We start from the raw sequence: 15,779 nt of genomic DNA on the forward strand, positions 1-15,779 counted from the left end.
TCATGATAACCCTCTCAATTGATATTCAAGATCGTGGTTACCCAATTTATATTGGAAGTAATTTACTTTATCAAAAATCCCTATTGGATCGTCATATTGCTGGATCTGAAGTTGTGATTGTCACAAATGAAACAATTGCTCCTTTATATTTATCTAGAGTGATCAATAATTTAAGCAATTATCGCTGCACTGAAATTACTCTACCCGATGGAGAGCAATATAAAACCTTAGAAGGAATCACGCCAATCTTCGATAGGCTTCTTAAAGATAAATTTTCTAGGAAAACTACTCTAATTGCTTTAGGTGGTGGCGTAGTGGGTGATATGGCAGGGTTTGCCGCTGCGTGTTATCAACGGGGCATTCCCTTTATTCAAATTCCTACCACACTACTTGCACAAGTAGATTCTTCGGTAGGAGGAAAAACAGGAGTCAATCACCCTTTAGGGAAAAATATGATTGGAGCTTTTTATCAGCCCCTATGTGTTTTAGCCGATATAGATACTTTGAATACCTTAGATGAAAGGCAATTTAAAGCAGGTATTGCAGAAATTGTTAAATACGGGTTAATTCGAGATCTTGATTTTTTTCTATGGCTTGAAAAGCATATGGATCGGCTATTAAAGCGGGATCAAAATATACTGATACAGGCTATCGAGCGTTCTTGCCAAAATAAGGCAGAAGTGGTTGCAGCTGACGAAAGAGAGTCGGGAATTCGAGCAACTTTAAATCTAGGTCATACTTTTGGTCATGCTATAGAAACAGGAATGGGCTATGGTAATTGGCTTCATGGAGAAGCTGTTGGCGTAGGGATGATCATGGCAGCAAATCTATCTCGTCGCTTAGAGTGGTTATCTGACTATGATGTTAAGCGAATTACCCACCTACTTACCCAAGTAGGGCTTCCTACACAACCCCCTCAAGAAATAAATACCCAACGCTTCTTAGAACTAATGGCAGTAGATAAAAAAGTGGCTAATGGTCAATTACGGTTAGTATTACTTAAACAGTTAGGAGAAGCAGTAGTGACCAGTGATTTCCCATATTCTTTACTAGGAGAAATTATTCAAGAATTTCAATAGATACTTAGTCTATAGGCAAAATGCCTTAGGCTAAGTACTAAGCAATTTATCAATGAGATTAAGCAGTAATACGTAGTGCTGTTATTGATTATTTTCTGTAAAAAATAAGTCTGAAGCTTACCAGCCCTAGTAACATCATTAAAAGTGAGGAAGGCTCTGGTACAGTTGAAGTGCCAGAGTCGCCCGCAGTTGGATCGCTAGGGTCGCCACTATCACCAGTAAATCCACTATAACCGACATAATTTACGGTAGCACTACCAGTGATACTACTCTTACTTTTACCTCCAGCTAAAATGCTACCGTTGATAACCTTACTACCACTGAAAAATACCATTAGCTAGAAGAAAAGTTCCTGCAAAAGAAGCACTAGATCCAGTAGCACTAAAATCTCCACCTACGTTAAATAGCACATGATCTGCGGTTAGACCACCGGCAAGAATAATAGCAGATGATCCTTTGAGGCTTACATCACCAGTTACATTAATAATAAACTCATCTGTTGCTGATCCGCTAAGTGTTAGTGTGTTTGAGCCTGTAAGGTTTATATTTCCTGAAATATCAAACACGGATCCATCTGCACTACTTAGGGTAGTAGTACCACTAATGCCACTTAAACTTTGATCTGCAGTTGTACTGTTGGCAGCATCAGAAACATTTTTTATGTCACTATATAAATCATTCCAATAACTACTATTTGTATTTTGGGTAGCTGTACCAGTAACATGGGAGCTATTTCCACTAAAACTATCACCATACTCCGTATTTCCATTAATAGTTCTACTACCAGTTAATGTTAATGCACCACTGGTACCTACATTTCCATTGATAGATCCACTACCAGTCATTGAAGTAGTACCCGCAATCATTCCACCATTTGTGGTGAGTAATGCAAAATTTCCTGCATCACCTAGGTTAATAGGAGAAGCAAGAGTAATACTAGAGGCTCCAAGGAGAATTAATGCTAATAATTTTTTATTTATAATCAGAATTATTCTTTTATATTATTTATGTGCTTAAATAAACTTTTTTTGTTATTCGTTTTGGGCTAAATAACCCATATATCGCAAAACATGAGTAGCAACTTTTATACCATCATCGCTATCTTATTAATTATAATAAATAGAATATTTATGTTTTCTACCGATATAACTTAAAAATATGACGTAAATTGTCACTTTGGAATTTTAGAGTAGGTTCTCAATAAAATATTGAGGCTTATAAGGGATTTTATCTATAGCTCTAAAGAGAAAGGCTTAAGCGATAATTGTCTTTAAATCTTTAAGAACTGGCTTGTTTTATAAGCAAAAAAGCTAGGATAAATTTGTGGAAATGAGAGAAGGAGTAAAGTAATACAAGATCTCGCTTAGGATTATTCTATCCCTAAGCGAGTATTTATAATTTTTTTAGTTTAATTTCTTATAGATAATAGGTTATTTTTCTCATACGGGTAATCATGCTAAGACCTATTAATCCTAGCAAAATCATGAATAGGGGAGTAGGCTCTGATATTGCACTAGAATCATTTCCATTATTTGGATTTATTAATCCTGGAAGCACAGTATTAGTAGCAGTATCAGCAGTAGGTCCAGTATAGGGGATTCCTGATGTACCAGGGCTAATTGACATATTCATCATTGATCCACTTGAGATACTATCTGTACCAGTACCGCCAGTTAAAACATTGCCTATTAAACTTGCACCACCAGATAAATTCAAATTACCATTTGGTAAAAGAAAAGTACCAAATAATTTAACACCTCCCAACCCTTGAAGATCGCCATTTTCTATATTAAAAAGAACGTGATTAGCGGTGACACCGCCATCAAGGACAATAGAGGATCCAATACCAAAAGTTGCACCTCCATCGACATTAATTATAAATTGCTCATCGGCTGAGCCACTAAGAGTCAGAGTATCAGCACCTCCTAAATTTATACCCCCAGAGATATTAAATACAGAGGGTTCAGCATCTCCTGTGCCAGTTAATACAGTATTTCCCGTAATGCTACTCAAGGAATTATTTGGATCTACAGTCATACCACTAGCAGCACTAGAAGCAGCAGAAATATCATCATAAAGACTATTCCAGTAGCTAGAATCTATATTCTGATTAGCAGTGTGGGGTGATTGAATTGCAGTAGTAGTAGTATTAGAGTCTGGATCTAAAAAATTGCCATAGAGCACATCTCCATAAATTTTAGCCCCCAAATACATATTAAGAGTATTACTACTACCTATATTTCCAGAAATTGAACCGCTAATATTCGTGTTTCCACGAGTAGAGAGTAAAGAGTAATCTTGTAGTAGTGGAGTTGCAAATGAAGTACTAGAAATGATAAATAAAGTGATGGTTATTAATATTTTTTTCATAAATTAAGCCTCTTTATAATAAAAGCTATAGACTTTAGTTCTTATACATTAAGTGACTATTTTTATCACATAATAAGACCATATTTTACATTAAAATTATTAAATATTAATAATTACAGCTAGATAAATACATATTACGTTTGTGACATATATTGTCATATAATTAGTAAATTAACTATTTGTAATATTGAAATATGTATCTACATCAGATATCTGATTGTACTGATCAGCATGGAGGATATAACAAGAAATATTATGCGTATTTAGTAATACAGGAAATATGGGATCAACAATCCCCTGTTGCGCAAGGTCTATCGCTTTTAATTTAGTTTGGCTTAGTTTTATACTTTTAACTAAAATAAGTCGGCTAGCTGCTAATTGGTAGGTTAGCCATAGAGCTAGACTATCTGAGGTCATTTCCCAAGTTTGGGGAATATCTGAATGGTTAATAAGTTCTTTTGAAGGTAACCAAATGGGTATTTTATTTTCTTCTAATGCCTTATTTATTTCTGCTATACCAGCGGCTAGGGAGAGTTCTGGAGCTAAGCTTTGTAATAGATAACCAAATTGATCCATTGCAAGCAAAGCCATATGATGGGCATAGGAATCAGCAAACTTCCATTGCTTTTGAGCGGTACGAACTTGATCAGCAAAAGGACCACCTCCCGGTACAATGACACACTTTCCTTTATTTTTTATTTGATCAAGCCAAAGCGGAAGGCAGCTACTACTATAGAGGCTTCCTCCTAGTTTAATTATCCAGATATCTTGAAACATTTTAGCTAACGATAATATGGGTTCAGTGCTTGAAAAATAGCTGCTGCTTTATCTAAGGTCTCTTGATATTCAGCACTTCGATCTGAATCCGCTACAATGCCACTACCTACCCAAAACCGTAGAGAGTTTTGATTATATACTAGAGTGCGTATGGCAATGTTAATATCCATATTACCTTCAAAGCTAATATAGCCAAGGCTACCACAATAGATTCCACGACGATGAGGTTCTAGTTCCTCTATAATTTCCATGGCACGTATTTTAGGGGCGCCTGTTATAGATCCCCCCGGAAAGCAGGCTTGTAATAAATCAAGGGTATTTTTTCCGGAAGCAAGTTGTCCGTGGATAGTGCTGGCTAAATGATGTACTGTAGCAAAAGATTGAACAGTGCAAAGTTGCATTACTTGGATAGATCCTAGAGTACATACTCGACCTAGATCATTACGCAATAGATCTACAATCATAATGTTCTCTGCTTGATCTTTACTACTATTTTGTAGATTAACTGCCAATTGAGTATCAATAACAGGGTTTATATCTCTAGGTCGAGTTCCTTTAATTGGGATAGTTTCAACTCTATCTCCAGATACTTTTAAAAACCTTTCCGGAGAAGTGCTTAAAATACTACCCTCTGGAATAGAAAAAAAACTGCTAAAAGGGGCAGGGTTAATTTCTCGTAAATAAGAGTAAAGAGCCCAAGAATCGCCATAGGCTTTTGACTCAAAGCGTTGGGCTAAATTAACTTGATAGCAATCTCCTGCACAGATATAGTTTTGAATACGATCAAAAGCCCAATTATAGCTTTCTTTGCTTAAATTGGATTGGGGATAATTTTCAATATGAAAAAAATGCTGATTAGATCGTATTGCTTTACTTAAGCGTGCTTTTAAAGAATCCCAATGAACTTGGGTATGAGGATCATAACCTTGTGTTACTAAAAAAGTTGCTTGGCAGTGATGATCTACGATAACCACCCAATCATAGATGCCAATTGCCATTTCTGGCATTTGTTCTATATCTGCGGTTATGCTAGGTAGGGTTTCAAATCGACGTGCTAAATCATAACTGAAATACCCCATAGCTCCTCCTGATAACGGAATTTCAGAAAGAAAGTTAGGGAGTTGTTTACCACTGAAACGATCTAACTCTCTTTGCAGTAAGATAAGAGAGTTTTGGGTGCTTAAAATTTTGCTAGTGCGATAGCCAATTTCAGTGATTAACCCTTTAGTTTTTAGGGTAATAAAAGGATCAGCGGCAATAATATCAAAACGACCTGACCGATCACTAGGCCAGCCACTATCTAAAAAAATAGGCCATGGCTCTGAATAAATTGTTTCAAATAAGGATGCAGAGCATTCAGAGTAGGGTAATTCAACCCATTGTACCTGTTGCTGATGCATAGAAAATTAATGTTTTTGTAATTGCTCCCAACCTAATTGGGCAATAGCCAATGCAGGACCGTGGCTAGAATCTATGGTATCTACACCTAATTTTAATACTTGAGAAAAATCAAAATAAGGTCGATTTATTCTTCTGGCACACTCAAGGGCTAAAAACCGTCCAATACCTACGCCAATAATGGGAGTCTCAGCAACTAAAGATATTCTAGAGAGGATTTGAAAAATTGCTTCAGTCAACTGCTGGCATTGCTTCTCATAAAAATAGATAGCTAGTTGATGCCAAAAATTAAGAGACTCATTTTCATAGTCCATGCCTATCATTCTGGCAAGTCTTCTAGCACAATCTTGAGGAAGTTTTCCTTGGCGATCCGCACTTGGATGGAGATCTGAATCTTGAGGCAATAATCCCAGCATATGATATATATCAGCGGTAGTTGCAAAGTGCTCTGCAGTAAGCCGTACCCAATTTCCATGAAAAGGAGCTTTTTTGCAAATAGCCATTAGAGGAGTACGCACTACTCCAGAATAAACTAGCTCCCCGTTGATTAATCGAGCGTGATCGTCTGTACCTTGAGGGCAAGGAGTGTCATTTTTAAAAGGAATAAAATCGCTGGTAGTGCTACCTATATCTAATAATAACCCTTCATGCCAAAAATTTGCCGCTAACTGGCTGGTAGCTAAATAGTTAGCAGATGCAATAGAAGCTATAAGTTTATAGGCTTGATCCAACTCAACAAATCCATGGATTCCAGAAAATATATATATGGGTATATCTGTAAAGAACTGATGAACAGAGTTTAAAATTGCAACCACCCCTTCATAGCGATCCTTAAAAATATCTACTAACTCCCCAGTCATGGTAATGACTACAATATGCCCAATGCTCCCCAATTTATGTTTCATCTGATTAAAAGCAGCAGTTAATTGATCTATCCCTTGCCATAAGGGGCAAACTACCTGATCGCATATAATGATTTTTCCTTGAGAATCTGTAAGTGCTGCTTTTAAGTGTGCGCCTCCAATATCCCAACCACTGACCGTAAATGTCATATAATTTACCTTACTATTTTTTCTCTCAGAGAGAGGAAGGGTTGATGGCCAAAATTAGAAGGCAATACTATTTTATCCAATCCTTCATTTAATAAGGTAAATAGCCATCGCATAGGAGAAATACCATAAACAGTTCGCAATCCTAAATAGCTTGTAGTAAGACGAGGATTGATTTCTAGAATAATAAGTGATTGGTTTTGAGCAATAATTAAATCAATTCCAATAAATCCCCATAACCTAGGTAGGGTATTGGCAATAGTATTTGCTATCTCTTGTAGATGATGATAAATAGGATTTTCAGCCATGATAGCATTGATTAATATAGCATTAAGGTAAATTTTATCTTTTTTGATTTTTATTTGTTGCTGATTAACACTTAGTAATAGTGTTTTATCTCCATCACAAATCAGAGTAAGACTCATTGCTTGTCCTTGAATATAGGGCTGAACAATATAGTTTTTTGCATCAAAGATATTTTTTTGTTTCCATAAATGTAGATCTAAAGGTGCTTTAAAATAAAATGTATCAATGCAGCCGGCGCCATCATTTGGTTTACAAATTAAAGATTCTTCCTTACTAGTCTTATCTAATCTCCAATCTAGCAAGCTTATTGTAGTAGGTATACTTAAACTAGCTGCTTTTAGGTATTTCTCTGTTTCTATTTTACTAGAGGCAATTTGTGTTGCTTGAGGATGGCAGCCAAGCAAAATTTTTCCTGCTTTTAGAATTTTCTCTTGAATTTTAGTTAAAGTATTTCTGGATTCGGGAGCGATGGGTAATACCGCATCTACTTTATCTAAACAATATTGCCAAGTTTGATGAAATTGGGAAAGAGTATAAATAGTATGATAATAACGAATATAAGAAAGGGTAGGTAAGCGGTAATCTCGTAAAATAATAACTTTTACTTCCCTAACTTCTAAAAAATCTCTAAGCACTGCTTGCAGTATCAAATCTCCTTCCTTCATTAATGAGGCAGGTAGAGAATTTTCACATAAAGCACCACTAGTTATATATTCATATACTAAAATTTTCACTATTGGTTTAACTAAAAAATGAAGCTAGTTCCAGTACTTGATTTAATGGGAGGTAAAGTAGTCTATGCTACAGGTAAAGAACGAAAGCACTATTTACCTTTAATTTCATCATTTACTAAACACTCTGATCCTATAGAAATCGTTACTAACTTACTAGCTTGGTATCCTTTTTCTTATCTTTATCTTGCTGACCTAGATTCTTTAATGAGTCAGGGCAATAATTATTCAGTTATTGCTAAAATTGCCTTAAATTTCCCTAGCTTAAATTTATGGGTAGATTCAGGTACAACAAATCATATAGGGATTGAGCAATTATTTACTTTAGGCATCACTCGACCTGTCATTGGTACAGAAAGTATTACTAATTTAACTACTTGGGAAAAATTATGGAATTATTCTTGGGCTAAAAAAATTATTCTTTCTCTAGATTATAAAAATAATTATTTCCTTGATTCAGCTTGCTTAGTCCAGCAATCTCAGCTATGGTCAGAAACTATTATTGGAATGGATTTAGATTCGGTGGGGAGCCAAAAAGGACCTAATTGGCGATTCTTATCTCAGCTAAAATCAAAGCAAGCTAAAAATGGGAAACTATTTGCTGCGGGAGGAATTTCTTCTTTAGGGGATTTAAAGCAATTAAAGACTTGGGGTGCTAGTGGTGCTTTGATCGCTAGTATTCTTCATTACGGGCATTTGAATCCAAGAGATCTAGTAGGGATAGAATTTCCTAAAGGTATTTAAGTTTTTTTATAATGAGTTCATTAACTAATGTTTGAGCAAGATTGCTTTTAGTGACTCTCTGAAGTGCTTTCCAAGCAGGAATACTATTTACTTCTAATACTTGATATCCATTTATAGACTGAATAATGTCTACCCCTCCATAATCTACACCTACAGCTCGAGTAGCTTGACAAGCCAGCTGATTAATTTCTGAATCTAAGTCTACTATGGGAATACAGATAGCACCCTGAGCAGCGTTAGTAATCCAAGATTGTCCATAACGGATCATCGCTGCAACAGTACGATGTTGAATTACAAAAATTCGCCAATCTTTCCACTGGTTTGGAATAGCTGGTGAAATATATTCTTGTAGGTAATACAATTCTCCTTCAGGAATAATTTTTTCTAAGTTATTGCGATCAATAAAACTAATTCCCCTACCTTGGCTACCAAATAAAGGTTTTATAATTAATTGATAATTTTCTTGTGCTGCTTGAACAATTACCGCTTGTGCTTGCTCTTTGGTTTCACAAACCCAAGTACGAGGTGTAGGAATAGCTTTATGGTGTAAAAGAAAAGAAGTTCTTGCTTTATCTACAGTACGTTCAATAGCAGAGGGATTATTAAATATAGGTACTCCTAGTTTTTCTAAACAATGAAGTATATCTAGTCTAAAGCTAATCTGCTCTAAGCTACCTCCAGCAATACCTCGTACAACCACTCCATCAGGTAATTGATTGTTCAATCCCGGAATATAAAGCCCAAACGGTAAGCTAAGATCTACTTTACACTGAGATAAATTTGAGTAAATTATTTCTACCTTACAATCAACTAGAGCAGATGCTAGCTGTTGGCTATGCCAGCCATGATTATGATTAAAAATAACAACACAGGACATAGAGTTAGCAGGGAGAAAATAGCGTTAATAATTGAGTGAATCGTTGGGCTATTTGCTGATAGCAAAGATCAATATTTGCTCCCTTAGCATGTATTGTACAAATAGGATCTCCTTGATTAATAACACTGCCATTAGCAGGATAATCATGGCAAAAATTAGGCCAAGTTATATAAGAGGGGATGATTAAATCATAAGGAGCGTAGAGAATAATAAAGCCTTGTGTTTGAGCTATAGATTTTATTTTTATAGGTAATGTGTTACCTAAACAACCATTAATATGGGCACTTAGTGGATTAAATAAATCCTGATATAAATCCATAGCAGCAGGAGGTCTTGGATTAATTTCTAGTACCCAGATTTTTTCATTTTTATCCTGAATGAAATCTAAACCATTTAATCCTCTTAATTCTGTAGTGAGTACGATTTTTTCTATATATTTTTTTAAAAGAGTGCGGTTGGAATAACTCAGTTTAAAAGGAGCAAAAATTCCCCCATATCGATAGGGAGTAGTCTTTGTAGGTGCAATGATGAGTAGATTATACCCAATAATCTGGCAGTACTTACCGTTAGCAAGAAAGAGTACTGATCCTGCTTGGCCATTTATTTTTTTCTGAAAATAGTAGCCAGAATCAGAAGTGAAAGCACACTGATTGGCAAGTCTAATATGACTACCCCCTGTACCATAGACTGATTTATATAGCCAACCTTCAGGGTGACTAGGTGGGTGAATCTGGATCTGAGGGGTAGGAATACTAAGCTCTTCTAGTAGAGGAAAAAAATAAGTAAAATCTTTTAGATTTTTAACTTGATAATAGGTATTGCCTAAAAGAATCCATTTCTTGTTTAATTCTTTAAGTAATTCAAGATGATTTTCAATACCTCCGCCAAATATTAATCCGATAGGCTGCTTTTCTCCTGCTAGCATCTCCATTAGAGATAAGCAGCATTTTTCTGTAGTGGTATAGGGAGAGATTTTTACCCAATCTATAGCAAATTCTCTTGTCTCTACGTCCCCAAAATAATCAGCTGCAAATACTCTTTTATATCCAGTTGTTATTGCGGCTTGAGCAAGTGCTCGAACAGTTACTGCGATAACGACAATAGGCCAAGAAGGATCCCAAATATTCTTGGGAAAATAGTTATTTATTTTTAGATTAAAAAAGTGAGATATGAAGGGCTCTAGCCCCTAATTAATCATAGGAGCTAGGTTTAAATCATGAAAATTATCTATCGTGAAGATGAGAAAGAACGGTGTCTAAGCTCTCTCTTGCATCCCCAAATAACATTCGAGTATTTTCCCGATAGAATAAAGGGTTATCTACCCCTGCATAACCTGATGCCATACTCCGTTTTAAGACTATTGTAGTTTTGGCTTTCCATACCTCGAGTACAGGCATTCCTCCAATAGGACCATGAGGATCCTCTTGTGCTGATGGATTAACAATGTCATTAGCTCCGATAACAACTACTATATCAGTATTTGGAAAATCCTCATTGACTTCATCCATTTCTAATACGATATCGTAGGGTACCTTGGCTTCAGCCAATAATACATTCATATGCCCAGGCATACGCCCCGCTACTGGATGGATAGCAAACCGTACGGTGGTTTTTTTCTCTCGTAATAAACGGGTAATCTCATAGACAATATGTTGAGCATGTGCTACTGCCATGCCATAGCCAGGAACAATAATGACATTTTTAGCAGATTTTAATAAATCAGCCGTATCTTCTGCAGAAACAGCAACTACTTCGCCACCGCTTGCAGTAGCCGCACTGGATTGTCCTGATCCAGTACCAAAGCCACCCATAATCACGCTAACAAAGTTACGGTTCATAGCACGACACATGATATAGCTTAAAATCGCACCACTACTACCTACTAGGGCACCAATAACAATGAGCAAATCATTATTGAGCATAAACCCTGTCGCCGCAGCAGCCCAACCCGAGTAACTATTGAGCATCGAGATAACGACTGGCATATCTGCACCACCAATTGCCATCACCATATGGACTCCAAAGCCAAGAGCGATCAATGTCATTAAAAATAGATAGAGAAATCCTAAACCTGTGCTCTCAGTTCCTGTAAAAGATTTTCCAAACCAAAACATAAGGATAAAAAGCCCTAAATTTAACCAATGGCGAGCAGGAAGGAGTAGAGGTTTACCATCTATTTTTCCACTGAGTTTACCAAAGGCAACTACAGATCCAGAAAAAGTCATAGCCCCAATAAGAATACCTAAATAGGTTTCTACATTATGAATTGATTCCTCTATGCCAGTAAATTGAGTTTTGGATCCAAAGAAATTAACATAACCTACTAAAATTGCAGCCAACCCTACTGAGCTATGAAGCACGGCAACTAGCTCTGGCATTTCGGTCATCTTTACTTCTCTAGCAATTTTAACACCATAGTAAGCACCTACACCCATGGTCGTAATCAATGCTAGATAAGCAAAAAAGCCATGAATAGCACCACTGCAGATGGTCGCTAGAATAGCTATCGCCATTCCTGCCATACCATAGAAATTACCTCGCTGAGAGGTTTCTTGATGGCTTAAACCACCTAGACTGAGAATAAATAAAATAGTTGCACCGATATAAGCTACGGTCACTAAACCTTGAGACATCACCTTTATTAAGCTCCTATTTCTTAAACATCCGTAGCATACGTTGGGTTACGAAAAAACCACCAGTGATATTGACACTAGTAATTAGTATTGCAACGGCAGCAATTAACCCTAAAAAGAACCCAGAGTTTGTAATCTGAATTAAAGCCCCAATGATAATAATGCTACTAATTGCATTAGTAACGCTCATTAATGGAGTATGCAAAGAAGCAGTTACATTCCAAATTACTTGATAACCTATAAAGCAAGAAAGAATAAATACCATTAAATGAGGCATAAACGAAGAAGGAGCAGCAGCACCTAATCCCCATAAACCCAAGCCACCTAGCCCCATAAATAAAACAATCATTTGCTCTTTTTTAGAGAGGGGACACTTGCTTTCCTTGACATACTCTTTTATAGGAGGAAGAGTGGAGTAATCAACCGAGTTAGCTGCTGAAGTAGCAGATATTTTTGGTGCTGGTGGCGGCCAAGTAATTTCTCCTTGATTTACTGCAGTGACTCCTCGAAGTACCTCATTTTCCATATCTAAGTGGAGCACTCCATCTTTTTCTGGGCAAAGTTCTTCAAGTAAATGGCGTAAATTAGTGGCGTATAATTGGCTTGACTGAGTAGGAAGCCGGCTAGTTAAGTCTGTATAACCAATAATAATCACTCCATGGCTAGTTACTACACTATCTGCCTTAGTCAGAGCACAATTTCCCCCTTGTTCTGCTGCTAAATCCACAATCACACTCCCTGTTTTCATAGATTTTACCATCTCTTCAGTAATAAGCACTGGAGCCTTTTTACCGGGAATAAGGGCAGTAGTAATAATAATATCGACTTCAGCAGCTTGCTGAGCAAAAAGAGCCATCTCTGCTTCAATAAATTGCTTACTCATCTCCTTAGCGTAACCGCCTGCCCCTGATCCTTCTTCCTTAAAATCTAGCTCAAGGAATTCAGCACCCATGCTTTCTATTTGTTCTTTGACTTCAGGACGAGTATCAAAAGCCCGAACAATAGCACCTAACCCAGAAGCAGTACCAATAGCAGAAAGACCGGCTACCCCTGCACCGATCACCAATACTTTAGCAGGAGGAATTTTACCTGCAGCAGTGATTTGTCCGGTAAAAAAACGACCAAAATGGCTTGAGGCTTCTATAACAGCTCGATATCCTGCTACATTAGCCATGGAGCTTAGGGTATCTAGTTTTTGCGCTCTGGAAATTCGAGGTACGCTATCTATTGCTAAAACAGTGATATTTTTAGCGGCGAGCTTCTCTAATAATTCTTTATTTTGAGCAGGCCAAATAAAACTGATTAAAGTACTACCTTCCCGTAATAGTGCAATTTCATCTATTTCTGGCTTAATGTATGTCTCAGGAGGGCGTACTTTTAAGATAATATCCGAGCTTTCCCATAAGGATTTAGCATCTTGAGTAATGGTTACACCTACTTGGCGGTAGGATTCATCAGAGAAGTTGGCATTTAGCCCTGCTCCTGACTCAATGGCTACAGAAAATCCTAATTTTTGTAAATGATCAGCTACTTCTGGCGTAGTAGCAACACGCTTTTCATTACTATAAAGTTCTTTTGGTATCCCAATTTGCATCTTTTACTACTCCCACTATAAGCTAGGGATTATCTCACACTTATAAAACTTTGTAAGTTCTAATTATCTTAGAAAAAGCAGTTTAAGTATTTATAATATAAGAAACAATAAATTTTTATGCTTCTTTTAATTCAAATGAATCTATTATGACAATTTGCACACGGTTTGCCCCTAGCCCTACTGGTTATTTACATATTGGTGGTGCTCGTACTGCACTTTTTTCTTGGCTTTATGCCCGCAAGCAGGGCGGGAATTTCATCTTACGTATTGAAGATACGGATCTAGAGCGATCATCTACTGAATCGGTCAATGCTATTTTAGATAGCATGGCTTGGTTAGGTCTAGATTATGATCAAGGTCCTTTCTATCAAACAGGGCGGTTTTCTCGTTACCAAGAAATTATTAATCAGCTTATTGATTCTCACCATGCCTATCGCTGTTATTGTACTAAGGAGGAACTTGAGATACACCGCACCGAGCAAATGGCACGGAAAGAAAAGCCTCGATACGATGGAAAGTGTCGTCATATTTCCTTACCTAAAGAAGGAATACCTTATGTCATTCGATTCAAAAATCCTGTAGAAGGGCAGGTAGTAATACGAGATTTAGTACGAGGTACTGTTGTATTTCAAAACAGTGAATTAGATGATTTAATCATTGCCCGTACCGATGGCACGCCAACCTATAATCTTACTGTTGTAGTAGATGATATGGATATGAGGATTACCCATGTGATTCGGGGTGATGATCACTTAAATAATACCCCACGACAAAGTAATATTTTCTCAGCTCTTGGTAAAGAGCCTCCAAATTATGCTCATATCCCTATGATCCTAGGTACAGATAAGCAGCGTCTCTCAAAGCGTCATGGAGCAGTGAGTGTCATGAGTTATCGGGATCTAGGATATTTACCAGAGGCATTACTCAATTATCTAGTACGATTAGGCTGGTCCTATGGGGATCAGGAAGTATTTACTATTGAAGAGATGACTCAATTCTTTGATATTAAAGATGTTAATCAATCTGCTTCAGTATTTAACCCAGAAAAACTCCAATGGTTAAACCAGCACTATATAAAAAGTAGCAATCCGCATTATATTGCTCAACACTTACATTGGCACTTAGAGCAACTAAAAATAAATATTTCTCAAGGACCTAATTTAATTGATTTAATTAAAGCACAACAAGAACGAGCAAAAACTTTAGTAGAAATGGCTCAAAATTGCGTACCTTTCTACTGTGATTTTGAAGAATATGAAAGTACAGCTGCTGAAAAGCATTTAACAATAAGTATCTTAGAGCCATTACAAGCTTTAAAAGTCCATTTTAAAAACTTGCCCTCTTGGGCAGCCCCTGAAATTCATCAAACTATTTCTTCAGTAGTTGAAAAGTATAACTTGAAGCTCGCAAAATTAGCTCAACCTTTGAGGGTAGCAGTGATGGGTAGAGCTATCTCTCCACCAATTGACATTACGCTTGAATTATTAGGTAAGGAAAAAACCCTTAGTCGTATAGAGAAAGTAGCTGGATGGATTCAGAAAAACGGGAAAGCTAGCTAATCCTTACCATAGTACTTCACGCCAATCTTGATGCGTTCTTTTCCTCTGGATTGGCGCCAGCGATTGGTATCCCGTAGGGAATAAACACAACCACAGTATTCTTGCATATAGAATTGTTCTCTTTTGCTAATCTCTAGCATTCTCTGGGATCCACCTTTTTTGCGCCAGTTATAAGTCCAGTAGATCATATCAAGATAGCGAGCTGCAGCTTGAATACCACTTTGATTAATCTGATCCATATTTTTCCAACGAGAAATCCCTAAAGAGCTGGTAATGGTATCAAAGCCATGCTCATAGGCGTATAGAGCAGTACGCTCAAAGCGCATATCAAAACATAGAGTACAACGAGCACCTCGCTCTGGCTCATTTTCAAAGCCTTTGACTCGATGGAACCAATTATCTACATCGTAATCTGAGTCAATAAATTCAATATGGTGTTTTTGGGCAAAGCGGATATTTTCCTGTTTACGTAATTCATATTCTTGAATAGGGTGAATGTTGGGATTATAGAAAAAAATAGCGTAATCAATGCCAGATGCAGTAATTGCTTCCATGACTTCACCAGAACATGGAGCACAACAGGAGTGAAGTAACAACCTACTATGCCCTTCAGGTAGATTCAGATTTGGGTATTCAAATTCAGGCATAGTAATTCATATAAT

15 protein-coding genes are annotated in these 15,779 nt (G+C 36.9%); 3 read left to right on the forward strand and 12 right to left on the reverse strand.

Features of this window, described 5'->3' with window-relative positions; translation table 11 throughout:
* Positions 1 to 2: 2 nt before the first annotated feature.
* Positions 3 to 1,079, forward strand: a complete 1,077-nt coding sequence (aroB, locus tag OOL07_RS00325; RefSeq protein WP_264694044.1) for a 3-dehydroquinate synthase — start codon at positions 3 to 5, stop codon at positions 1,077 to 1,079.
* Positions 1,080 to 1,167: 88 nt separating this feature from the next.
* Here aroB and OOL07_RS00330 read toward each other — a convergent pair whose 3' ends face one another.
* From OOL07_RS00330 to OOL07_RS00360, 7 genes are all read right to left on the reverse strand, one after another.
* Positions 1,168 to 1,413: a PEP-CTERM sorting domain-containing protein gene (locus tag OOL07_RS00330; protein ID WP_264694046.1), complete on the reverse strand. Its 246-nt coding sequence runs from the start codon at positions 1,411 to 1,413 to the stop codon at positions 1,168 to 1,170.
* On the reverse strand, positions 1,394 to 1,945 hold the full coding sequence (locus tag OOL07_RS00335) for an ice-binding family protein (RefSeq protein ID WP_264694048.1): 552 nt from the start codon (positions 1,943 to 1,945) through the stop codon (positions 1,394 to 1,396). The genes OOL07_RS00330 and OOL07_RS00335 overlap by 20 nt, the downstream gene beginning before the upstream one ends.
* Positions 1,946 to 2,495: 550 nt before the next feature.
* Complete coding sequence (locus OOL07_RS00340) at positions 2,496 to 3,449, reverse strand: choice-of-anchor A family protein (RefSeq protein ID WP_264694051.1); 954 nt, start codon at positions 3,447 to 3,449, stop codon at positions 2,496 to 2,498.
* 171 nt (positions 3,450 to 3,620) lie between these two features.
* Entirely contained in the window at positions 3,621 to 4,226 is a 606-nt protein-coding gene (locus tag OOL07_RS00345; RefSeq protein WP_264694053.1) for an amino acid kinase family protein, read from the reverse strand.
* Between the two features lie 5 nt (positions 4,227 to 4,231).
* Positions 4,232 to 5,626: an aminodeoxychorismate synthase component I gene (gene pabB, locus OOL07_RS00350; RefSeq protein ID WP_264694056.1), complete on the reverse strand. Its 1,395-nt coding sequence runs from the start codon at positions 5,624 to 5,626 to the stop codon at positions 4,232 to 4,234.
* A 6-nt stretch (positions 5,627 to 5,632) separates the two neighbouring features.
* Positions 5,633 to 6,676, reverse strand: coding sequence for a hydantoinase/oxoprolinase family protein (locus tag OOL07_RS00355; RefSeq protein ID WP_264694058.1), 1,044 nt, complete (start codon positions 6,674 to 6,676; stop codon positions 5,633 to 5,635).
* A 5-nt stretch (positions 6,677 to 6,681) separates the two neighbouring features.
* A complete protein-coding gene (locus OOL07_RS00360; RefSeq protein ID WP_264694061.1) occupies positions 6,682 to 7,713 on the reverse strand; it encodes an ATP-grasp domain-containing protein in 1,032 nt (343 codons plus the stop codon).
* Positions 7,714 to 7,731: 18 nt separating this feature from the next.
* On the opposite strand from OOL07_RS00360, the gene OOL07_RS00365 reads away from it, so the two are divergent.
* Entirely contained in the window at positions 7,732 to 8,454 is a 723-nt protein-coding gene (locus OOL07_RS00365; RefSeq protein WP_264694063.1) for a HisA/HisF-related TIM barrel protein, read from the forward strand.
* Here the strand turns inward: OOL07_RS00365 and OOL07_RS00370 are convergent.
* The 4 genes from OOL07_RS00370 to OOL07_RS00385 form a co-directional block, all read right to left on the reverse strand.
* A complete protein-coding gene (locus OOL07_RS00370) occupies positions 8,441 to 9,331 on the reverse strand; it encodes a RimK family alpha-L-glutamate ligase (protein WP_264694065.1) in 891 nt (296 codons plus the stop codon). The two genes, OOL07_RS00365 and OOL07_RS00370, sit on opposite strands and share 14 nt — an antisense overlap.
* Before the next feature lie 4 nt (positions 9,332 to 9,335).
* Positions 9,336 to 10,256 (reverse strand): ATP-grasp domain-containing protein, encoded by a 921-nt coding sequence (locus OOL07_RS00375; RefSeq protein ID WP_264694067.1) that lies wholly within the window; start codon positions 10,254 to 10,256, stop codon positions 9,336 to 9,338.
* 298 nt (positions 10,257 to 10,554) lie between these two features.
* Positions 10,555 to 11,964 carry a Re/Si-specific NAD(P)(+) transhydrogenase subunit beta gene (gene pntB, locus OOL07_RS00380; protein WP_264696288.1) on the reverse strand — a complete coding sequence of 470 codons (1,410 nt, stop codon included), beginning with the start codon at positions 11,962 to 11,964 and terminating at the stop codon, positions 10,555 to 10,557.
* A 16-nt stretch (positions 11,965 to 11,980) separates the two neighbouring features.
* Positions 11,981 to 13,558 carry a Re/Si-specific NAD(P)(+) transhydrogenase subunit alpha gene (locus OOL07_RS00385; protein WP_264694069.1) on the reverse strand — a complete coding sequence of 526 codons (1,578 nt, stop codon included), beginning with the start codon at positions 13,556 to 13,558 and terminating at the stop codon, positions 11,981 to 11,983.
* 146 nt (positions 13,559 to 13,704) lie between these two features.
* Here OOL07_RS00385 and gltX point away from each other — a divergent pair, with 146 nt between their 5' ends.
* Positions 13,705 to 15,117: a glutamate--tRNA ligase gene (gltX, locus tag OOL07_RS00390; protein WP_264694071.1), complete on the forward strand. Its 1,413-nt coding sequence runs from the start codon at positions 13,705 to 13,707 to the stop codon at positions 15,115 to 15,117.
* On the opposite strand, the gene OOL07_RS00395 is transcribed toward gltX, so the two are convergent.
* The gene (locus tag OOL07_RS00395; protein ID WP_264694073.1) at positions 15,114 to 15,764 is read right to left on the reverse strand and encodes an epoxyqueuosine reductase QueH; all 651 of its coding nucleotides are present in this window, start codon (positions 15,762 to 15,764) and stop codon (positions 15,114 to 15,116) included. The two genes, gltX and OOL07_RS00395, sit on opposite strands and share 4 nt — an antisense overlap.
* Between the last annotated feature and the right edge of the window lie 15 nt (positions 15,765 to 15,779).

Source organism: Candidatus Nitrosacidococcus sp. I8, from assembly GCF_945836005.1.
Taxonomy (GTDB): Bacteria; Pseudomonadota; Gammaproteobacteria; order Nitrosococcales; family Nitrosococcaceae; genus Nitrosacidococcus.